The sequence below is a fragment of the Exiguobacterium sp. OS-77 genome (assembly GCF_000414195.2).
Lineage (GTDB): Bacteria > Bacillota > Bacilli > Exiguobacteriales > Exiguobacteriaceae > Exiguobacterium_A > Exiguobacterium_A indicum.
The window spans coordinates 763,539-782,398 of sequence record NZ_DF239008.1 but is presented as its reverse complement, the minus strand read 5'-3'; the positions used below and the strand labels follow the sequence as shown (position 1 = coordinate 782,398).

Below are 18,860 nucleotides of genomic sequence, written 5' to 3'. Positions count from 1 at the left end.
CCCTTTGAATCTCTTCTAGTATAACCGACAAAAAAGGCAAATGCACGAGTGTACATTTGCCTAAAACGTGAACTTAGAACTTCCCTTTTTTGATCGCAAGACCAAGCTTTTTCAGTTCGAAGAAGTGTTTGTTGTCGATGACTTTTTTCATGAACGATGCGTTACGGCCGTAAATCTTCTTACCAAAGACCATGCCGATGCCGTCTTTGTGACCAAGCGAAGCGACCGTTCCTTTGTTTTCGTACGTGAACGTCGATGTTTGACGACCCGCGATGAGTGCTGCGATGTTCTCAGCGACTTTGTGTGCTTGTTGTGTCGCGATTTGTGCAGTCGGTGGGTACGGACGGTTCGAACTTGGATCCATGACTGCTGAACAGTCACCGATCATGAAGACGTTGTCGTGTCCTGGAACACGGAGATCTTCTTCGACGACGACACGGTTACGCATCGCTTCGAAACCAGATGCTGCAACGACTGGGTTACCGCTGACGCCACCTGTCCAGATGATCGTGCTTGCTTCGATCGTCTCAGTCGTGTCACCTTGAAGCGGACCGAACGTGACGCTTCCTGGTCCACATTCCTTGATGCCGTTACCGAGTTTGAACTCGACGCCTTGACGCTCAAGCCATTTGTGTGCGTAGTTGACGAGATCAGCATCGAATCCTGGAAGGACTGTTGGTGCTGCCTCGATGTTGACGACACGAACGAGTTCGCGTGGAATGTCATATTGTTTGCACAGTTCTGGAATACGGTTGACGAGCTCACCCATGAACTCGATTCCTGTGAATCCAGCACCACCAACAACGATCGTCAAGAGTGAACGATCTTGTGATCCTGTTGTTTTGTACTGTGCGAATGAGTAATCGATATGTTCCTTGATTTTACGGACGCTGTTCAACGAGCTGATCGTCAGCGCGTGTTCCTTCAATCCTTTGATACCGAATGTTTCAGGAACGCCACCGAGAGCAACGACGACGTAATCGTAAGGAACTGTTCCGCCATCTTGTAAGAGAACCGTTTTAGCAGCCGTGTCGACTTTCTCAACGATACCTTTGACAAGTTTGACGCGTGACGGGTTGATGACATCATTGATGTAGATGCGCGCTTGCTCCGCAGACATCGTACCTGCAGCTGGTTCATGCAACCAAGTTGTTTGGTAATGATAGTCGTGTTTGTTAATCAACGTGATGTTCGCTTGATCGACGCCGAGTTTCTTTTGAAGGTTGACTGCTGTGATCAATCCACCGTAGCCCGCTCCAAGAATAACAATGTTAGGTGTGTTCATGTTCTGATACTCCTTACGAATCGTAGTTTTGTTGTGATTTTCTTCACATTCAATTACAGACGAATGCTCAAAAATTTTGTTCAAATAATGTTCACATGTCTATAAGCCTATTGAAACACTTTTCAGGAATGATTGCAAAAGAAAAATGTAATTTCCCTTAAAAAAATGTGAGATGTTCCGTACTTGCACCTTTACCCCCTACTTCCTATATAATGGACCTATCCAACGCTAGGAGGGAATCAGATGCACCAACCATATGATGTCACGATCATCGGCGGCGGTCCGGTCGGACTGTTCACCGCGTTTTATTCAGGAATGCGCCAGATGAAGACGAAGGTCATCGAGAGTCTACCTCAATTAGGTGGTCAACTCGCTACGCTTTATCCTGAAAAATATATATACGATATTGCCGGTTTTCCGAAAGTAAAAGCACAGGAACTGGTCGATCGGTTGCTTGAACAAGCAAATGAATTCGATCCGACATACGTGCTCGGTGAGACCGTCATCGCTTACGAACGGATGGATGACGGAATCATCCGCCTCGTCACGAATAAAGGCGAGCATTATACAAAGACCGTCATCTTGACGGCAGGAAACGGCTCGTTCGCTGCGCGTCCACTCGGAGTAGCGGATGCAGAACGCTTCGAAGAAACAAACTTACACTATTTCGTCAACGACATGGAACGTTTCAAGGATCGCCAAGTCGTCTTACTGGGTGGCGGTGACTCCGCAGTAGACTGGTCATTGATGCTTGAGCCGATCGCAAAATCCGTCACGCTCGTCCACCGTCGTGACAAGTTCCGTGCCCATGAACATTCGGTCGAACTGTTACACGATTCGTCCGTCAACGTCATGACGCCGTATACACTTGAATCGGTTACAGGTGAGACGCACATCGAGACGCTGACGTTCAAACATGCTGAAAGTGGTGAAGTCGTCGTCGTCGCTGCGGACGATGTCGTCTGTAACTTCGGCTTCGTCTCGTCACTCGGACCGCTCAAAGAATGGGAAGTCGAATTCGAACGCAATTCGATTCGTGTCAATTCGAAGATGGAGACTGCGATTCCGGGCGTCTTCGCTTGTGGTGATATCGCGACTTACGAAGGACGCGTCAAACTGATCGCAACGGGCTTCGGTGAAGCACCGATCGCCGTTAACCAAGCGAAACTTCTCGTTGATCCATCTGCTCGTCACCCGCAACACTCGACGAGTCTGTTCGAAAAAGTAACAAATCATTCTTGAGATAACTGAATGGTTGTAAACAAATAAGAGGTCGAATTCCGGATGACATACCGGAGTCCGACCTCTTATTTTCATGGAATCACATCGAGGACGTGACCAAACATCTTCGACTCCCACAGGAAAAGGAAGCACGATGCGTGCTTCCGTCAGGGATAGGGAAGACCCGACAGATCACATGGAATGGGAACTGGCGCGGCTTACATCCCGCCTAAGGAAAGCGAAGATGTTGAAAACGTCCGATTTCATACGGATGATCTTTTAACCGGTATCCGGTAAACCCGTTGCACGAGTTCCACCCCACCTCGCTCAATCATCGATTCTTCGAAGACCTGACCACCGAATCGCTCGTAAAACTGGCACGCTGGATTATCTCGCAAGACAGAAACCTGCATCGTCTCATATTCCGCTAAGTCCTCAGCGATGCGTTGAAACAGCGCTTTCCCAAGTCCCTGCCCTTGTGACGCTTGCAAGACATAAATCGCGTAGAGTTCCCCTTCACGCGCATCACTTCGATTCGCTCCACCTTGCGCAAAGCCAACGACTTCTTCTCCTGACACGGCAACATACACGCGCTGATTGACTAATGTCTGTTCCCATTGTTGCGTCCGTTTCACATGCGACAACTGTGCTAAATACAGATCTGGAATGATACCTTGATACGTCTCGCGCCAGGCATCAATATGAACGCGGGCGATGGCTGACGCATCTTCTAGACGTGCTTCACGGATTCTCATAACGGGATGATGAAGCGACGTGTCTCGCGCCCATTACGAACAGTCGGCTCGATTTCTTGTCCACCGTTCGCCAAGATGACACGGCGAGATGCTAGATTATCAACGCCACACGTCAGTAGTACTTGATCGAGTCCACGCTGGCGTGCTTCTTCAAGCGCAAGTCGAAGACCACTCGTCGCATATCCTTTCTGACGCTCGGATGGTCGGATGCCGTATCCGATGTGCCCGCCGTACAACTTCAAGTTCTCTGTCAAATCATGCCGGAAGTTCAGCGCACCGACGATTCGTTGCCCGTCGACCATCCAGTACGTCGAATGGGTGACAAGACCCGATCTGACCGTTGTCTCCATTTCCTTAAGTTCCGCAAAATAAGCGCCCAGTGGTTCATATGTGTCTCCGACTGCTTCCGGCACGATCGTTTCACCCGACTCTCGCCAGTCTTCTAAAAAGGCGCGATACTCTGTCTCCCACGCAAGAGTTGGTTTCATCAACTGCATCATTGGTGATTGCGCACCTCCTCTTCAATCAAACGATCGAGCCAGTCATCGACATGTTGGAACAGATAGCCGGCTTGTTTCGCAGCTGTCGTATCCATATAGAAATCGCGTTCTGGCGCAAGCGGTGATTCATCCTCTCCTTTTGCGACGAGTTGACTTGTCGTTCCCGCAACGCGGTCGATTTTATCCACTAGGTCTTGAATGGATAAGACACCGTCACTTGCAGCGTTGATCGGTCCGGTCAGTTCCGAGCGACCACACCACTCCAGAAAGGCAGCGGCTTCGTAACTTGAGATATACCCCATCTTCGCGTATGTGTTTTCGGCAACGATCGGACGCCCGTCAAGCGCCCGTTTGATATGAAAGACGAGTCGCTCCGTATAATCATCTGGTCCGAGGACGACCGGAAAACGGACCGCAACGACTGGGAACGTCGCCCGTTGGAAGAAATAACTCTCCGCTTGGCGTTTCCCTTCGCCATATCCATGTTCCTTCTCGAGGTCATATTTCCCCGGAAACGGATTATAGGCACGCTCCGTGATGTTCGCACCACCGCCTTCATAGACAGACATCGTCGACGTCAACACGTAACGTCCGACTTTTCCTTCAAACGCGTCGATCGCAAGTTTTGCTTGATACGGTGTGAAACAGATATTGTCATAGATGACATCCCAGTGCTGTTGGCTTAAGTCCTTCATCGTACTACTTGACGTCCGGTCCCCTTTGAAAAATGTCAAGCCCTTCGCAACCGGTGGCGTATGCTCGCCGCGTGTGACGATTGTCACGTCATCCCCCGAATCGGCTAACCGAATCGCAAGCCGGCGTCCGAAGTAGCGTGTTCCCCCGAAGATCAATACTTTTCTCATCCTGAAGCCCTCCCTGTTCGTAGTAGCATTCACTCTCTTAATATTTCGAGTCAACGGAACAGGTCTCCTGTATGCGGACAATAAAAAAATCGTGGACGATGTCCACGATTGGATTCATTAACAGCCACCCGGTGTCCCGGCATTCGTTGCCGTCCGGAACGATGTCCCGCAACCGCATGTTGCGATGGCATTCGGATTCGTGATCGTGAATCCGCCGCCGAGCATCGACTGCTTATAATCGATTTCCAGTCCTTTGACGACCGGGTAATCTTTTTCGTCCACGATGACGGTCACGCCGTGCTGTTCGAAAACGAGATCCGTTTCTTTCTGTTGGTCGAATCCCATTCCGTACGACAGACCACTACATCCACCACCTTGGACGAGCATCCGAAGATTCCGTTCATCTGCTGGTGCCTGCGCCATCATGTCTTGGACTTGTAACGCTGCTGCCTCCGTTAAATGGATCATGTCATCACCTTCCTTTTCTTTAGTATACGCAACTTCTGAGCGAATCGAAACCTAGTTGCTTGAAACTATCTTGAATTCGTTGTATAAATGGTATGTACAACAAAATAATCGTTCCATCTTCAGGGCAGGGTGAAATTCCCGACCGGCGGTAAACAACTATTATGAGTTGAAGCCCGCGAGCGAATAGGGCGCTATTTGCTGATTCTGTGTAATTCAGGAGCCGACAGTATAGTCTGGATGGGAGAAGATGGCGGCATGAGTTTGAATTTGATCGATTTTTGCAACAATCGATTAGGTTTATTTAATGCGGACTTCTCCCCTGTTGATCTCATCAATAGGGGTTTCTTTATGGACGCAGTCATGCCAATACTTCATCGAGAGGAACGAGCAAAAGGAGACAATACTCGTATGAAACGCACACAAAAAATGGTCACTCTGTCAATGTTAGGTTCAATCTCATTTGTTCTTATGCTTATCAATTTTCCACTGCCGTTCTTACCGAACTATCTGAAGATCGACTTCAGTGATGTTCCTGCTCTCGTCGCAGCGATCATGTTCTCACCGGTCGCAGGTGTCATCGTCGAAGCATTGAAGAACGTGTTATATTACATCTTCCGCGGAAGTGGTGTTCCGGTCGGAGAATTCGCGAACTTCGCTGCTGGTGTCGCATTCGTGCTTCCTGTCAGCTGGTTCTACCACAAAAAGAAATCAACACAAGGTCTCGCAACTGGCCTCGTCGCTGGTACAATCACGATGGCACTCGGTCTTGCGATTCTCAACTATATCTTGATCCTTCCAGCATATGCATGGTTCCTCGGTATGGACTACATGGCGGATCCAGCTGTCAAATGGACAGCAATCACAGCCGGTATCTTACCGTTTAACGTCATCAAGGCATTGTTCATCTCGGCACTCTTCATTCCGTTGTTCATGAAACTACGACCATGGATGATGCGCCGTCAACAATCTGCCTGATCCGAAAAGCTGCGCCCGCTGACGGACACGAATCCCCTCGTTCAGACGAACGAGGGGATTTTTTGGCTGTTCGGGCTCACAGCTCATTCTCTTCGATTTTTAGGTAAATCTTTTCAAGCAACTCTTCCGGCGTCTCGCCTACGACCGTCTCACCATCAACGAGACAAAAATGATCAAGCGAACAAATGCCGCAATAGCCAAGGCAACCGTATTCGACGACGTCGACGTTCGGGTCACGTTCGAGTTGCTCCATGACGACCTGTGTACCAGCCGCTAAGTTACTGATACAAAATTCAATAATCGGATTCACTTTTTTTCCTCCTTCAAGCAGGAAACGACCTGCCTCATGTCGTATTATACAAGGTCAGACTGATTTAGGGGAACTAAGGGGGATTTTACGTTATGAAGCAATTGGTCGTACTCGGCGGAGGATATGGTGGAATGCGGATTTGTGAGCGATTCAAGGACGAGGAAGTTGCCGTCACGCTCGTCGACCGTCTACCGTACCACGCACTCAAAACGGAATATTATGCACTCGCAGCAGGTACATTATCAGATCGGGATGTCCGGATTGAATTTCCGGAGGGGAAACATCTTACTTATAAATATGGACATGTCATTAAAATCTCACCAGAGACGAATACGGTCCACCTGCAGGACGGATCAGAATTATTCTATGATGACTTGATCATCGCCCTCGGTTGCGAGGATAAATACCACAACATTCCGGGTGCTCAAGAGTTTACATACAGCATCCAGACACTTGAAGAATCGCGCAAGACACAACAAGCGATCTGCGGTCTGTCACCGGGGTCCGTCGTCTCGATTGTCGGTGCTGGTCTATCTGGTGTTGAACTTGCCAGTGAACTGCATGAAAGCCGGAAGGATTTAACGATTCGTCTGTTCGACCGCGGTCCATCCGTCTTGTCATTCTTATCCGACAAAGTCTCATCTTACGTCCAGGAATGGTTCGAGGAGCATGACGTGGAAGTCATCAACAATTCGAACGTCACGCTCGTCACGGCGGACGACGTCCGAAACGGCGACGATACGTACCCGTCGGACTTGACGATTTGGACGGCAGGTACGCAGCCGGTCAAGGTCGTTCGTGATCTCGGCTTTGCTGCAGATAGCGGTGGTCGGATCAAATTGACGGCACATCATCACGTACCGGAATACGATAACGTCTTCGTCATCGGCGATTGTGCCAGCTTGCCGTATGCGCCAAGCGGTCAACTCGCAGAACATCAGGCAGAACAAGTCGTCGACGTCTTGCAAGCGAAGTGGCAAGGGAAAAAATTGCCGAAACTGCCAGAAATCAAACTGCGCGGAATGCTCGGATCGCTCGGGAAATCAGATGGTTTCGGGATCGTCATGGGCAAGCAAGCGCTGACGGGGAAAGTCCCACGTCTCTTGAAGTCCGGTGTCTTATGGAAACACAAAAAGATTAAATGAACAAAAGAGGTGTCCCAAGCTTTGGGATACCTCTTTGTCATTCATCCCGTCTGACTTAACTTTGCATCAATCGCCGCCGTGATCGTCTTCAGCTTGACGTACCCCTCGTCAATCATCTCATCATCAAGCACGATCAATGGATAAAAATAGATATCCTCTTTTAGCGCTTCCGTCCATCGATCCGATGTTGCTGTCTCGAAATCGACATAGCGAAGCGTCATCGCTTGCTCATATTTTCGCCCGAGGACAGCTTGTAGCCAACTGAACGTCTCTTCCGAGCTAGGTGCCCCGACACAACTCGGACAAGTGACCGCTGTTCCATAAACCGTGATTTCCATCTTGAAGTCCCCCTTTTCAATTCTCTCCTCTTTAGTATACAAGTTTTCCAGATTGAGAACATTTTTCAACCCTGTTACAATGAAACTATACGAAAGGATGTGTTTACGCATGGAAATGTTTGATCAAGTGAATGAAGTTCTTGAAAAATTGCGTCCGTTCCTTCTTCGTGATGGAGGAGACGTTGAACTCGTAGATGTAGAAGACGGAATCGTAAAACTCCGTTTGATGGGAGCTTGTGGTAGCTGCCCAAGTTCAACGATCACATTGAAGGCCGGTATCGAACGTGCCCTTCTTGAAGAAGTCGCTGGCGTCGTTGAAGTCGAACAAGTCTTCTAATACATGAAATCCCGAACGAATTTTCGTTCGGGATTTTTTGATTCATAGAATCCATTCTGCTAACGTATCGACCATGTATGTCGGTTGACGATCCTGACCTTGAATGAAGACGGGTGTATGGACGCCAGAATTGACGTGCATCGTCCGGATGCCTCCATTGATTCCGAATAGAATATCCGTATGGTAGTTATCCCCGACCATGATGACGTCTTCTTTTGACAGACCAATCATCTCCGTTGCGATATCGACCATGACCGGTTCCGGTTTACCGATGAAGAACGGTTCCTTCTCCGTCGTCACGCGCAGGACGGACGTCAAGGCACCGTTTCCTGGTAAGAATCCACGTTCTGTCGGAATGGCAATGTCTCCGTTCGTCGAGATGAAGCGAGCACCGGCACGAATCGCGAGGGCACCGACAGCGAGTTTTTCATACGTGATCTGACGGTCGAGACCGATGACGACGTAATCTGCCGCTTCGGTTACGACGACGTCTAACCCTTCCCGTTCAAGCGCATCAATCAGTCCTGTCTCACCGATCGCATAGACGCGCGCTTTCGGTGATAGATCAGCGATATAACGACCGGTCGCCATCGCACTCGTCAAGACGTGTTTCGCATCAGAATGAACACCCATCCCGCGTAATTTCTCCGCCACGGCTTCTGCCGTCATCGACGCATTATTCGTCACGAACAAATACGGAATCCCTTCTGCTTGCAGACGATTGACGAAATCGACCGCTTCTTTTACCGGTTCCGTTCCGTTATACATCGTTCCATCTAAATCAAATAAATAGCCTTTTGCCTTCATCCTGACTCACTCCTCGTTTGGTAAAAATGCAGACACCGGTCCGAGTTCTGTCTCGATATACCGGCGAATCGCTTCCGGGAAACGACGTAGCTCTGCTTCCTCTGTCTCAAGTACCGCCCGAATCTCCGCCATACTCGACTGTGTGAATGACCGGACGATCAACGTACGTAACGCAACGAGCTTCTTCAGACTCGTCGCGAGCGGTCCATCGATGACCTTCTCATCTTCTAAAATGAGGATGATATCTTCATAACTTCCCGGATCCCGCATGATGAATCCATCAATCATACTGTTTCCGATGTCGATGACACTTTCGATGACTAAAAAACCGATCCGTTCCATAGCCAGTGCCGTCGTCACCGGATCCCCCGTAACTTCCTTACTTTGTCGAAGTGCCGTCTCATAACAAACGACCGTCTCTTCGATTTTTTGACGATTGACGAAATACATCTTCATTCCCCCTCACATCCTCCATTTTATCGTTATCCGGCAATCCTGAAAAGCAGAAAGGTCATTTGCATCACATTCCCCAATGTGTTATCCTCAATTTAGATTTTTGCTGAAAATAGTATGTCACATTGGTGACGTGGAGGTTATATACATGGAACGGGAACTCGCACTGGAAATCGTACGCGCTACGGAAGCAGCAGCACTAGCTTCTGCTCAATGGATTGGTCGCGGTAAGAAAAATGAAGCGGATGATGCAGCAACGACTGCGATGCGCGAAGTCTTGAACACGGTCAACATGAACGGAACGGTCGTCATCGGTGAAGGCGAACTCGACGAAGCACCGATGCTCTTCATCGGCGAACGTGTCGGAACAGCAAACGGTCCAATCGTTGACATCGCCGTCGACCCGCTCGAAGGTACGAATATCGTCGCCAAAGGTCTCGGTAATGCGATGGTCGTCATCGCCGTCGCCGATCAAGGTGCCCTGCTCCACGCACCGGATATGTATATGGATAAATTAACAGTTGGACCGAACTTAAAAGGACACGTCTCGCTCGACGATCCACTTGAAGTCATCATTGAAAAAGCAGCTCAATACAACAATAAACGGATTGAGGACGTCACGGTCATCATGCAGGATCGCCCACGTCACGATCACTTCCGCGAAGCCGCGATGCGGATGGGCGCACGGGTTCGTCTATTTGAAGACGGCGACGTCTCGGCTGGAATCGCACCACTCTCTCCTGCGACAGGAATCGATATCTTCATCGGTACAGGCGGTGCTCCTGAAGGTGTCATCACGGCTGCTGCCGTTAAAGCGATGGGCGGCGACATGCAGGCACGCTTACACCCGATGAACGAAGAAGAAACTGCTCGTGTCATCCGGATGGGGCTTGAAGATCCGCTTCAACTTTTAACGCTTGATGACCTTATCAAAAGCGACGACTGTATCTTTGCTGCGACCGGCGTCACGACGGGCGAAATGCTCGATGGCGTTAAGTTCTTGACGGATGATATCGTTGAGACGACATCCCTTGTCATGCGTTCAAAGACACGGACGATTCGAAAAGTCATCGCCGAGCATAGCTTATCGCGTAAACCATACTTGCAAAAAGTCCCCCAAACCCTTTAATCTGAAACAGATGTTAGGGAAATGAGGGAAGCTGAATGATGGAAGAACGTGATTTTTTATATGATGATGTCGAACAAACGAAGACACGCTTTGTCAGTTGGATCGGAGAAGCTAGTCGGTTTGATCTCGCCATCACGCACTCGGAACATTTTTACGGTAAGATTCTCGTCTTGAATCTCTTATCGAATCGCTATGCGATCATCGGTGCGGATGATTTTGATGAACCTGGCTACATCGCGACGGCGTTTGACGTCGAAGACGATGCGGCAACGGAACTCGAGATGTATCTACGCGCTTATATCGGTCTATGAAAAAAGCCTTCGTCCGCGGACGAAGGCTTTTTCTTATAAGAGACGATCGTTTCGTTCATTTAATGTATTCGGTCCGCTGAAGACGTTCGTATTGTCTGACTCGTCATGGGCACGACGCTCCGAATGCTGATCCGCTTCATCACCGACGAGTAATACGAATTGACCGCTTTCGACCGCATGATTCGCACGATCGACGTCTTCCTTCGTCAAGCCACTTCCACGAATAGCATCTCCGTGGGAAGCCGTGTCATCTTTTTTGAAGATGCTCTTGATTTCCTGCCAGAGATTACGATGATCTTCCTGTGACAGACGCGTAGATGTCTGTTGGTTGTTCAAATCCGCTAGTTCCTCGATTTGTTCGAGATCGTATTTGTCGTGTGCTAAGACTTTTAAATCAGTCGAGACGACACCGGCAACACGGAGATCGTGCACGGCACTAACAACTTCTGGTACGGATGAGTAAATTCCAACGATTCGCATGGATGGTTCCCCCTATAGGTACATGATACTTATAGTAATAGCCGAATTCCGTCCACTAGAAACGCTTTTCTGTATGACAGTTTGATTACTCGCTTTCCGTCTTCTCTGGTGCAGGTGCGAACTTCCGTTTCAACTTCAACGTATTGGATGAAGAACCGTCGAAGCGAGGTGGTGCTTCTTCTCCTTCTACCAATCCGATCTTCTTGACGATGAAGTAGGCACATCCGAAGTTACAGTATTCGTAGAGATAATCCGCCACATGCGAAATTTTCGTATCGAATGTCGCTTTCTCGTGTTGATCCTCATAGAAGCCACGTAGCCGTAATTGACCGTGCCCCCAGTCCCCCACGATATAATCATATTTCTCTAGGACATCGCTAAAACGACCGATGAAGGCTTCCTCATTAAAACCTTCCCGCTTCTCTTCGACGACCTCATAACGTTCCCGATTGACTTGTATCATTATTCCCACCTCCTGCTGTTCTTATCATAGCATATTCCATTTCGCCTGGCAGACGAAAAACCGTCCGAGCAACTGCTCGAACGGTTTTTGATCGTTAGTCGATCGGAAGTGCTGTTTTATTCTTTTTCGCTGCGTTGACTTGCTCATCCGCGTGATACGACGAACGAACGAGTGGACCTGCCTCACAGTGCGAGAATCCTTTGCTGAGCGCGATCTGCTTCAGTTCAGCGAACTCTTGTGGTGTATAGTATTTGATGACGTCGAGGTGTTTTTTCGTCGGTTGGAGATACTGACCGATTGTCATGATGTCGACGTTATTTGCGCGAAGATCATCCATCGTTTCAAGAATCTCTTCCCATGTCTCACCAAGACCAAGCATCAAGCTCGACTTCGTTGGAATTTCAGGTGCGAGTTCCTTCGAACGGCGAAGGAATTCAAGCGTCCGGTCGTATGTCGCTTTCGCACGAACGGTCGGTGTCAGACGGCGGACCGTCTCGATGTTGTGGTTCATGATGTCTGGTTGTGCATCAATCAGCGTTTTCAATGCCTCAAAGTTCCCACCCATATCTGAAGGCAAGACTTCGATTGATGTCTCTGGATTCATCCGACGAACTTCACGGACGGTTTCAGCGTAAACGCCTGCTCCGAAATCATTCAGATCGTCACGGGCAACCGCTGTGATGACCGCGTGCTTCAGGTTCATCAAACGAACGGATTCCGCGACACGTTTTGGTTCTTCAAGATCGAGTTCGTTTGGGCGTCCTGTCGTCACGGCGCAAAAACGGCACGCACGTGTGCAGATACTTCCGAGAATCATGAACGTCGCCGTCCGGCGTACCGCCCAACACTCGTGGATATTCGGACACTTTGCTTCCTCACAGACAGTATGTAGCTTTTTCTCGCGCATCATACTTTTTAATTCTGTGTAGGTTTCATTCGTATTCAGCTTGATTTTCAACCATTCCGGTTTACGTTGGATTTCTCCGCGTCCCATGGTTTCGCTTCCCCCTTCATCCCCAAAAAGTCAATTCATGTCTGCTTTAGTATAACAAACAATCAGGGTTTGCGAACATGTAATTCATTATATTCCGACTTCTCCGATAAGCGTTCGAACAACAAATCCCGTAACAATTCCGGCATGAAATATTCTTTTGGCATTTCTTTGATTGCTGGAAAGAGTGGACCGAACGTGAACATATCCGGCAAGACGACCGTATAGTTTCGCGTTGGCTCAAGCGGTTGATGTGCCGCCAAACCAGCATAATGCATCCGCCCCATCAACTTACCACGGAAACCGAGACCTCGAACCTTTAGTTGTTCGAACTGATCTGTTTTGACTTCGTCGAGGAAAGTTTGTAATTCCACTCCGGTCATCGTCACTTTACAAGGATTGATCGGGTGCGGACAGAGTCGATGTAAATCAAAGGCAGAGACAGGACCTGGTGGAAGTGACCCAAGCAGAATACCTGCCGGGACACAAGCGATATCCGCATCACACCAATCACGCATCGTCTCGACAAGCAATTGTGAGAACGGCGACTCGCTGAACCAATCATTGGCTAGACCCGATGTCTCGCCAATCGGCTCCTTCATCTGTTGTTCCGCCAGATACTGTTCGCGGTCGAGTAATTTCGCCGTCGCTTCGTCCTCGACGTAATCGTGTAAGGAATGAAGGACCGCTTCCTTCTCTCCGGTATCCGTATTCATATAAATTTCACCCGCATACTGCCCATGTTTACCGGCTTGGGTGATTAAGACACCGTTCTTAACGACACCGTCATCAAGGACATGGTGCGTATGCGCACCGATGATCAAATCCAGTTCTGGAAAACGCATCGCGAGTTCTTCGTCTTGATAGAAACCGAGGTGACTCAAACAAATCAAGACGTCGACTTCTTGACGCAAATGTTCGATTTCACGCGCCGCGACGTCAAACGGTTCTTCGATCGTCCAACCAAGTAAACCGTACAGTTCGATATACGGTGCCGTCAGACCAAAGACGCCGACTTTTCCGGTCGGTAATTCGTGAATGACTCCTTGCTTGGCAAACGGTGCTTCTAAATTCGAGACGAGGACCGGAAAGTCCGCTTCCGTGTAGAGGTTCGCTAACCAGTCGTGCGGAAACGTGATGCCTTCATTATTCCCGATCGTCACGGCAGTCGGCATCAACGCATTCAGTAGATGCGTATTGATTTTTCCTTTTGTTGCTTCCGTCGCTGGATCAACACGGTCAGCATGATCGCCGAGATCAAAAACGAGCGAATCATACGTCCGGTGTTCCTTGACGAAGGACATGTAGCGAGGCCACATGTCGAAGTGTGAATGCAGATCATTATAGTGAATGATGTGTAACTTCATGCAGAAGCCCCCCTTGATGATTTAAAACAATGAGATTTGTCGCGGCGCCAGTTCATAGTCGAGATCGAGAATCTCGATTAATCGTTTCGCATTCGGGGCAGCATCTCCTGCTGAGTTGTTATTGAAGAAGACATAGACATCCTTTGCTTCCGCTGCTACGTTTCGGACGTGGCTTGCGAGTTCCTGTAACTCGTCTTCTGAATACCGATAGAGACAGCGGACTTTTCGCCAATCGTCGCTGCTTTGACCCGGTTTCTTTAACCAACCCGCTTTATTTCGTCCATGGAGGCGGATGAATGCCGTCTCCTGCGTCACGACCGGTACGAATGGTACGGAACCATCTTCGGTCTGGGGTTCGTCACAAATCGTATGAATAAACTGATGTTCCTTCAAAAATCGGAGCGTCCGCTCACGATAAGCTTCCGAATACCACGATGGATTTCGGAACTCAATCGCGACCGGCAGTCCAGCAAGTGATTTCCGGATCGTTTGCAAATACTCCAAGTGCATTTTGCTGACATCGAACCAGGGCGGTAACTGCACGAGGATCGCTGCAATCTTTCCACTCTTTCGCATCGGTTCGATCGACGCGATATATTGTTCAAAAATCGGACCGAGCGGATCTTTATTCTCCCGGTCATGTCCACTCATCGCCCGGTGGACCTTGACGATGAAGCGGAACCCGTCCGGTGTCTCGGATGTCCATTTTTCGTAGTTTCGTTCCGGTTGAATCGCATAGAACGTCGAGTCGACCTCGACTGCTGGAAAATGTCCCGCATAAGCGGCGAGCTTCTCCTTACGATCTTGCGGGGTCAAGTAGAGACTATCATGATCTCCCCAGCCCGTAACACCGATATATATCATGCGCTCCTCCCCCTTACGTGTTCTATTCTACCTATTCATCATAGCATAGCAGAATCCGGGATTTCTTCTTCGATGCTTCAATTTAAACGTTCATATTCAAGTATGATACATCCCGATTCGAAGTATTGTGTTTTGATCATTTTTAAGTGTTGCGGTTGATCGAACACCGGAAACATCCGTTTTCCACCGCCGAGCAGAACAGGATAAATCACGATATGATAACGGTCGACGAGTCCAAGTCGTATCGCTTCAGCAGCAAGCGTCGCCCCACCAATCGCAATCTGTTTTCCAGGCAAGGCTTTTAGTGCTTGAAGTTCCTCGGTAAGTGACTTGGTCGCTAGACGTGTCTTTCCTTCGACAGCGTCGAGCGTCCGCGAGAAGACGACCTTCTCAAGCGATTGCCAGGTTTTCGCATACTCAACGACAATCGGCTCGTCTTCCTGATCCGCTGTCTCCCAGTATTGCATCATCTCGTACAAACGACGTCCATAGACATGGGTATCGAACGCTTTCTCATAGTCATTGAAATACTGATGTAATTCTGCGTCCGGTGAAGCGAAATCGATCCTACCTGACGCATCTTCGATATAACCGTCAAGCGAGACTTGAAAGGAATAGACGATGTCACGCATAATAATCCCTCCTTTTTCACTCTTTACCCCAATAACCATTTCATGAAAAAACTCCCCCATCCGTAGATGAGAGAGCAAGACGAATTATCCGATTGAACCTTCCATCTCGAACTTGATGAGACGGTTCATTTCGACCGCATATTCCATTGGAAGTTCTTTCGTGAACGGCTCGATGAAGCCCATGACGATCATTTCCGTTGCTTCCTCTTGTGAAATCCCGCGGCTCATGAGGTAGAACAATTGCTCTTCCGAGACCTTCGAGACTTTCGCTTCGTGCTCGAGCGAAATGTTATCGTTGAGGATTTCGTTGTACGGAATCGTATCCGACGTCGATTGGTTATCCATGATGAGCGTATCACATTCGATGTTCGAACGTGCGCCTGTCGCTTTCCGTCCGAAGTGGACGATACCGCGGTACGTGACTTTACCACCATGTTTTGAGATCGACTTCGAGACGATCGTCGACGATGTGTTCGGTGCTAAGTGAATCATCTTCGCACCCGCATCTTGGTGTTGACCTTTACCAGCGATTGCGATCGACAATGTCATACCACGTGAACCTTCACCTTTGAGGATGACGGCTGGGTATTTCATCGTCAGTTTCGAACCGATGTTACCATCGACCCATTCCATCGTTGCGCCAGCTTCACAGATCGCACGTTTCGTAACGAGGTTGTAGACGTTGTTCGCCCAGTTTTGGATCGTCGTGTAACGGCAGTAAGCGTTTTTGTTGATGAAGATCTCAACGACCGCTGAGTGAAGCGAGTTCGTTGTGTAGACCGGTGCTGTACATCCTTCGACGTAGTGAACCGATGCTTCGTCATCAACGATGATCAACGTCCGCTCGAATTGACCCATGTTTTCCGAGTTGATGCGGAAGTAGGCTTGAAGCGGCGTATCGACTTTAACACCTTTTGGTACGTAGATGAACGATCCACCTGACCAGACCGCTGTGTTCAAAGCTGCGAACTTGTTGTCTGTTGGCGGGATTAATTTTCCGAAGTACTCACGGAAGATATCTTCGTTCTCTTTTAACGCTGTATCTGTATCTTTGAAGACGACACCGATTTCTTCGAGGTCTTCTTTCATGTTGTGGTAGACAACCTCTGACTCGTACTGAGCCGAGACACCTGCCAAGTATTTTTGCTCTGCTTCTGGGATACCGAGTTTGTCAAACGTACGTTTGATTTCTTCTGGTACTTCATCCCACGATTTCTCTGCCCGTTCAGACGGCTTGACGTAGTACGTGATGTCGTCGAAGTTCAATTCTGAGAGATCGCCACCCCACGCTGGCATCGCTTGTTCGTTGAAGATCTTAAGTGATTTCAAACGGAAATCAAGCATCCATTGTGGTTCTTCCTTCATTTTCGAGATCGTTTCGACGACTTCAGTCGTCAAGCCACGTCCAGAACGGAAGATCGAGATATCGCGATCGTGGAAACCATATTTATAATCGCCAATTTCCGGCATGTTCTTTGCCATGTTCATTTCCTCCTCTTACTTGCTTGTGACCGAAGTTTACTTCCCTTCTTCTACGCCGCGTTCGAGCGCCTTCCAGGCAAGTGTCGCACATTTGATCCGTGCCGGGAATTTCGTGACACCCGAGAGTGCCTCGACGTCCCCGAGGTCGAACGATTCGTCGTCATAGTCTTTTCCTTGGACCATGTCCGAAAAGATATCCGCGAGTCGTAAGGCTTCTTCGATAGTCTTACCTTTGACGAGTTGCGTCATCATTGAAGCAGACGCCATGCTGATCGAGCAGCCCTCCCCGTCAAATTTCGCATCACGGACGACATCGTCTTCAATCGCGAGCTGGAGACGAATCGTATCGCCGCACGTCGGATTGTTCATGTCGATCGTGACGCCCCCCTCGATCGCACCGCGATTTCGGGGAGTTTTATAGTGATCCATGATCACTTGACGATACAAGTGATCGAGATTGTTAAAATCCATGACTGAAATACTCCTTCGTTTGGCGAAGTCCTGTCACGAGTGCGTCAACCTCTTCTTTCGTGTTATAGAGATAGAAGCTAGCGCGAGCCGTCGAGCTCGCTCCGAGCCAACGCATCAGGGGCTGTGCACAGTGATGACCGGCGCGAACCGCGATTCCCTGCATATCAAGGACGGTTGCGACGTCATGTGCATGGACATCACCGAGATTGAACGTGACGAGTCCAACGCGTTCTTCCGGACCGTAGATCGTTAGTCCGTCGATGTCACGCATTTGTGCCATCGCGTACTGCGCGAGTTCACGTTCGTGTGCTTCGACGTTCTCTAAACCAATCTCTTCTAAAAAATCAATCGCTGCCGATAAACCAACAGCGCCTGCGATAATCGGTGTACCCGCTTCGAAACGATATGGAGACGGTTTGAACGTCGACTCTTCAAGACCAACGTAATCAATCATCTCGCCACCGAACTCAACGGGTTCCATCGCATTGAGTAACGCCTTTTTCCCGTAAAGGACACCAACACCTGTCGGACCACACATCTTGTGTGCAGAGAAGGCGAGGAAGTCACAGTCGAGATCCGTGACATTAATCCGTTGATGCGGTGCACTTTGCGCGGCATCAACGACCATGACGGCACCTCGAGCGTGAGCAAGACGCGCGACTTCTTTGATCGGATTGATCGTACCGAGAACGTTCGAGACATGTGCCATCGCGACGATCTTCGTCCGGTCGGACAGTTGTGCTTCGACCGCTTCGACCGTCACGCGACCATCCGCTGTCAAATCGACGTATTTCAACTTCGCTTTTTTGCGTTTAGCGACTTGTTGCCACGGGATGAGATTCGCATGGTGTTCGAGGTATGTGACGACGATTTCGTCGCCTTCTTCGACATGCTCCATGCCGTAGCTTGACGCGACGATGTTGATCGCCGTCGTCGTGCCGCGGGTAAAGATAATTTCTTCATGGTGTTGCGCCTGGATGAAACGACGAACGTTCTCACGCGCACCTTCGTACGCATCCGTCGCTCGTGTTCCGAGCGTATGGACGCCACGGTGCACATTCGAATGAATCGTCTTATAGTAGTCGTCAATCGCATTGATGACGACGAGCGGCTTCTGCGAAGAGGCCGCACTATCGAGATAGACGAGTTTCCGGTCGTTGACCTGTTGGTCGAGGATCGGAAACTGATTGCGGATGGATGCATCGATTCCCAT

General features: G+C 49.3%; 24 protein-coding genes and 1 riboswitch. Of the genes, 6 read left to right on the top strand and 18 right to left on the bottom strand.

All coding sequences use genetic code 11. The features are described 5' to 3' along the window. Positions 1–73: 73 nt before the first annotated feature. Positions 74–1,285: an NAD(P)/FAD-dependent oxidoreductase gene (locus EXG77_RS03810; protein WP_023469134.1), complete on the bottom strand. Its 1,212-nt coding sequence runs from the start codon at positions 1,283–1,285 to the stop codon at positions 74–76. 243 nt (positions 1,286–1,528) lie between these two features. Between EXG77_RS03810 and EXG77_RS03805 the strand changes: the two genes are divergently transcribed. Beyond that, the gene (locus EXG77_RS03805; protein WP_023469135.1) at positions 1,529–2,527 is read left to right on the top strand and encodes an NAD(P)/FAD-dependent oxidoreductase; all 999 of its coding nucleotides are present in this window, start codon (positions 1,529–1,531) and stop codon (positions 2,525–2,527) included. Positions 2,528–2,769: 242 nt separating this feature from the next. On the opposite strand, the gene EXG77_RS03800 is transcribed toward EXG77_RS03805, so the two are convergent. From EXG77_RS03800 to EXG77_RS03785, 4 genes are all read right to left on the bottom strand, one after another. Next, on the bottom strand, positions 2,770–3,261 hold the full coding sequence (locus tag EXG77_RS03800; RefSeq protein WP_035396395.1) for a GNAT family N-acetyltransferase: 492 nt from the start codon (positions 3,259–3,261) through the stop codon (positions 2,770–2,772). Continuing rightward, a complete protein-coding gene (locus tag EXG77_RS03795; protein ID WP_023469137.1) occupies positions 3,258–3,761 on the bottom strand; it encodes a GNAT family N-acetyltransferase in 504 nt (167 codons plus the stop codon). The genes EXG77_RS03800 and EXG77_RS03795 overlap by 4 nt, the downstream gene beginning before the upstream one ends. After that, positions 3,758–4,624: an NAD-dependent epimerase/dehydratase family protein gene (locus EXG77_RS03790; protein ID WP_035396393.1), complete on the bottom strand. Its 867-nt coding sequence runs from the start codon at positions 4,622–4,624 to the stop codon at positions 3,758–3,760. Before EXG77_RS03790 ends, EXG77_RS03795 begins: the two co-directional genes overlap by 4 nt. A 117-nt stretch (positions 4,625–4,741) precedes the next feature. Further along, positions 4,742–5,092: an iron-sulfur cluster assembly accessory protein gene (locus EXG77_RS03785; protein ID WP_029342414.1), complete on the bottom strand. Its 351-nt coding sequence runs from the start codon at positions 5,090–5,092 to the stop codon at positions 4,742–4,744. A 111-nt stretch (positions 5,093–5,203) separates the two neighbouring features. Continuing rightward, positions 5,204–5,345, top strand: a riboswitch (FMN riboswitch). A 155-nt stretch (positions 5,346–5,500) separates the two neighbouring features. Here EXG77_RS03785 and EXG77_RS03780 point away from each other — a divergent pair. Beyond that, positions 5,501–6,067: an ECF transporter S component gene (locus EXG77_RS03780; RefSeq protein WP_023469140.1), complete on the top strand. Its 567-nt coding sequence runs from the start codon at positions 5,501–5,503 to the stop codon at positions 6,065–6,067. A 76-nt stretch (positions 6,068–6,143) separates the two neighbouring features. Here the strand turns inward: EXG77_RS03780 and EXG77_RS03775 are convergent, their stop codons facing one another. Next, positions 6,144–6,377: a YuzB family protein gene (locus tag EXG77_RS03775; protein ID WP_023469141.1), complete on the bottom strand. Its 234-nt coding sequence runs from the start codon at positions 6,375–6,377 to the stop codon at positions 6,144–6,146. 92 nt (positions 6,378–6,469) lie between these two features. Between EXG77_RS03775 and EXG77_RS03770 the strand changes: the two genes are divergently transcribed. Beyond that, complete coding sequence (locus EXG77_RS03770) at positions 6,470–7,522, top strand: NAD(P)/FAD-dependent oxidoreductase (protein ID WP_023469142.1); 1,053 nt, start codon at positions 6,470–6,472, stop codon at positions 7,520–7,522. Positions 7,523–7,563: 41 nt separating this feature from the next. On the opposite strand, the gene EXG77_RS03765 is transcribed toward EXG77_RS03770, so the two are convergent. Next, positions 7,564–7,860, bottom strand: a complete 297-nt coding sequence (locus EXG77_RS03765) for a DUF1462 family protein (protein ID WP_023469143.1) — start codon at positions 7,858–7,860, stop codon at positions 7,564–7,566. 109 nt (positions 7,861–7,969) lie between these two features. Between EXG77_RS03765 and EXG77_RS03760 the strand changes: the two genes are divergently transcribed. Then, positions 7,970–8,197: a NifU family protein gene (locus EXG77_RS03760; protein WP_012371190.1), complete on the top strand. Its 228-nt coding sequence runs from the start codon at positions 7,970–7,972 to the stop codon at positions 8,195–8,197. A gap of 42 nt (positions 8,198–8,239) precedes the next feature. Here the strand turns inward: EXG77_RS03760 and EXG77_RS03755 are convergent, their stop codons facing one another. Together EXG77_RS03755 and EXG77_RS03750 are read right to left on the bottom strand one after the other, a co-directional pair. After that, positions 8,240–9,004 (bottom strand): TIGR01457 family HAD-type hydrolase, encoded by a 765-nt coding sequence (locus tag EXG77_RS03755; protein WP_035396390.1) that lies wholly within the window; start codon positions 9,002–9,004, stop codon positions 8,240–8,242. Between the two features lie 6 nt (positions 9,005–9,010). Continuing rightward, positions 9,011–9,454 carry a DUF86 domain-containing protein gene (locus EXG77_RS03750; protein WP_023469145.1) on the bottom strand — a complete coding sequence of 148 codons (444 nt, stop codon included), beginning with the start codon at positions 9,452–9,454 and terminating at the stop codon, positions 9,011–9,013. A gap of 151 nt (positions 9,455–9,605) precedes the next feature. Here EXG77_RS03750 and glpX point away from each other — a divergent pair, with 151 nt between their 5' ends. Then, positions 9,606–10,586: a class II fructose-bisphosphatase gene (glpX, locus tag EXG77_RS03745; RefSeq protein ID WP_029342420.1), complete on the top strand. Its 981-nt coding sequence runs from the start codon at positions 9,606–9,608 to the stop codon at positions 10,584–10,586. A 35-nt stretch (positions 10,587–10,621) separates the two neighbouring features. Then, on the top strand, positions 10,622–10,897 hold the full coding sequence (locus tag EXG77_RS03740; protein WP_023469147.1) for a DUF3055 domain-containing protein: 276 nt from the start codon (positions 10,622–10,624) through the stop codon (positions 10,895–10,897). Positions 10,898–10,930: 33 nt separating this feature from the next. Here the strand turns inward: EXG77_RS03740 and EXG77_RS03735 are convergent, their stop codons facing one another. The 9 genes from EXG77_RS03735 to EXG77_RS03695 all read right to left on the bottom strand — a co-directional run bounded on the left by EXG77_RS03735 (position 10,931) and on the right by EXG77_RS03695 (position 18,860). Next, positions 10,931–11,377, bottom strand: a complete 447-nt coding sequence (locus EXG77_RS03735) for a general stress protein (protein ID WP_023469148.1) — start codon at positions 11,375–11,377, stop codon at positions 10,931–10,933. Positions 11,378–11,462: 85 nt separating this feature from the next. Beyond that, positions 11,463–11,840: a YutD family protein gene (locus EXG77_RS03730; RefSeq protein ID WP_023469149.1), complete on the bottom strand. Its 378-nt coding sequence runs from the start codon at positions 11,838–11,840 to the stop codon at positions 11,463–11,465. Between the two features lie 94 nt (positions 11,841–11,934). Then, entirely contained in the window at positions 11,935–12,834 is a 900-nt protein-coding gene (gene lipA / locus EXG77_RS03725) for a lipoyl synthase (protein ID WP_023469150.1), read from the bottom strand. A 62-nt stretch (positions 12,835–12,896) separates the two neighbouring features. Beyond that, on the bottom strand, positions 12,897–14,198 hold the full coding sequence (locus tag EXG77_RS03720; protein ID WP_035396386.1) for a bifunctional UDP-sugar hydrolase/5'-nucleotidase: 1,302 nt from the start codon (positions 14,196–14,198) through the stop codon (positions 12,897–12,899). 21 nt (positions 14,199–14,219) lie between these two features. Beyond that, the gene (locus EXG77_RS03715) at positions 14,220–15,062 is read right to left on the bottom strand and encodes a DUF72 domain-containing protein (RefSeq protein ID WP_035396384.1); all 843 of its coding nucleotides are present in this window, start codon (positions 15,060–15,062) and stop codon (positions 14,220–14,222) included. 77 nt (positions 15,063–15,139) lie between these two features. Further along, positions 15,140–15,694, bottom strand: coding sequence for a dihydrofolate reductase family protein (locus EXG77_RS03710; RefSeq protein WP_023469153.1), 555 nt, complete (start codon positions 15,692–15,694; stop codon positions 15,140–15,142). Between the two features lie 84 nt (positions 15,695–15,778). After that, the gene (gene sufB / locus EXG77_RS03705; protein WP_023469154.1) at positions 15,779–17,176 is read right to left on the bottom strand and encodes a Fe-S cluster assembly protein SufB; all 1,398 of its coding nucleotides are present in this window, start codon (positions 17,174–17,176) and stop codon (positions 15,779–15,781) included. A gap of 36 nt (positions 17,177–17,212) precedes the next feature. Then, positions 17,213–17,647, bottom strand: a complete 435-nt coding sequence (sufU, locus tag EXG77_RS03700; RefSeq protein WP_023469155.1) for a Fe-S cluster assembly sulfur transfer protein SufU — start codon at positions 17,645–17,647, stop codon at positions 17,213–17,215. Continuing rightward, on the bottom strand, positions 17,637–18,860 hold the full coding sequence (locus EXG77_RS03695; protein ID WP_035396382.1) for a cysteine desulfurase: 1,224 nt from the start codon (positions 18,858–18,860) through the stop codon (positions 17,637–17,639). The genes sufU and EXG77_RS03695 overlap by 11 nt, the downstream gene beginning before the upstream one ends.

What these genes read in the sequence shown, in the direction of transcription:
- EXG77_RS03810 (WP_023469134.1), bottom strand. Translation starts at nt 1,285, where the DNA reads ATGAACACACCTAACATTGTTATTCTTGGAGCGGGCTACGGTGGATTG.
- EXG77_RS03805 (WP_023469135.1), top strand. Translation starts at nt 1,529, where the DNA reads ATGCACCAACCATATGATGTCACGATCATCGGCGGCGGTCCGGTCGGA.
- EXG77_RS03800 (WP_035396395.1), bottom strand. Translation starts at nt 3,261, where the DNA reads ATGAGAATCCGTGAAGCACGTCTAGAAGATGCGTCAGCCATCGCCCGC.
- EXG77_RS03795 (WP_023469137.1), bottom strand. Translation starts at nt 3,761, where the DNA reads ATGATGCAGTTGATGAAACCAACTCTTGCGTGGGAGACAGAGTATCGC.
- EXG77_RS03790 (WP_035396393.1), bottom strand. Translation starts at nt 4,624, where the DNA reads ATGAGAAAAGTATTGATCTTCGGGGGAACACGCTACTTCGGACGCCGG.
- EXG77_RS03785 (WP_029342414.1), bottom strand. Translation starts at nt 5,092, where the DNA reads ATGATCCATTTAACGGAGGCAGCAGCGTTACAAGTCCAAGACATGATG.
- EXG77_RS03780 (WP_023469140.1), top strand. Translation starts at nt 5,501, where the DNA reads ATGAAACGCACACAAAAAATGGTCACTCTGTCAATGTTAGGTTCAATC.
- EXG77_RS03770 (WP_023469142.1), top strand. Translation starts at nt 6,470, where the DNA reads ATGAAGCAATTGGTCGTACTCGGCGGAGGATATGGTGGAATGCGGATT.
- EXG77_RS03765 (WP_023469143.1), bottom strand. Translation starts at nt 7,860, where the DNA reads ATGGAAATCACGGTTTATGGAACAGCGGTCACTTGTCCGAGTTGTGTC.
- EXG77_RS03760 (WP_012371190.1), top strand. Translation starts at nt 7,970, where the DNA reads ATGGAAATGTTTGATCAAGTGAATGAAGTTCTTGAAAAATTGCGTCCG.
- EXG77_RS03755 (WP_035396390.1), bottom strand. Translation starts at nt 9,004, where the DNA reads ATGAAGGCAAAAGGCTATTTATTTGATTTAGATGGAACGATGTATAAC.
- EXG77_RS03750 (WP_023469145.1), bottom strand. Translation starts at nt 9,454, where the DNA reads ATGTATTTCGTCAATCGTCAAAAAATCGAAGAGACGGTCGTTTGTTAT.
- glpX (WP_029342420.1), top strand. Translation starts at nt 9,606, where the DNA reads ATGGAACGGGAACTCGCACTGGAAATCGTACGCGCTACGGAAGCAGCA.
- EXG77_RS03740 (WP_023469147.1), top strand. Translation starts at nt 10,622, where the DNA reads ATGATGGAAGAACGTGATTTTTTATATGATGATGTCGAACAAACGAAG.
- EXG77_RS03735 (WP_023469148.1), bottom strand. Translation starts at nt 11,377, where the DNA reads ATGCGAATCGTTGGAATTTACTCATCCGTACCAGAAGTTGTTAGTGCC.
- EXG77_RS03730 (WP_023469149.1), bottom strand. Translation starts at nt 11,840, where the DNA reads ATGATACAAGTCAATCGGGAACGTTATGAGGTCGTCGAAGAGAAGCGG.
- lipA (WP_023469150.1), bottom strand. Translation starts at nt 12,834, where the DNA reads ATGGGACGCGGAGAAATCCAACGTAAACCGGAATGGTTGAAAATCAAG.
- EXG77_RS03720 (WP_035396386.1), bottom strand. Translation starts at nt 14,198, where the DNA reads ATGAAGTTACACATCATTCACTATAATGATCTGCATTCACACTTCGAC.
- EXG77_RS03715 (WP_035396384.1), bottom strand. Translation starts at nt 15,062, where the DNA reads ATGATATATATCGGTGTTACGGGCTGGGGAGATCATGATAGTCTCTAC.
- EXG77_RS03710 (WP_023469153.1), bottom strand. Translation starts at nt 15,694, where the DNA reads ATGCGTGACATCGTCTATTCCTTTCAAGTCTCGCTTGACGGTTATATC.
- sufB (WP_023469154.1), bottom strand. Translation starts at nt 17,176, where the DNA reads ATGGCAAAGAACATGCCGGAAATTGGCGATTATAAATATGGTTTCCAC.
- sufU (WP_023469155.1), bottom strand. Translation starts at nt 17,647, where the DNA reads ATGGATTTTAACAATCTCGATCACTTGTATCGTCAAGTGATCATGGAT.
- EXG77_RS03695 (WP_035396382.1), bottom strand. Translation starts at nt 18,860, where the DNA reads ATGGGAATCGATGCATCCATCCGCAATCAGTTTCCGATCCTCGACCAA.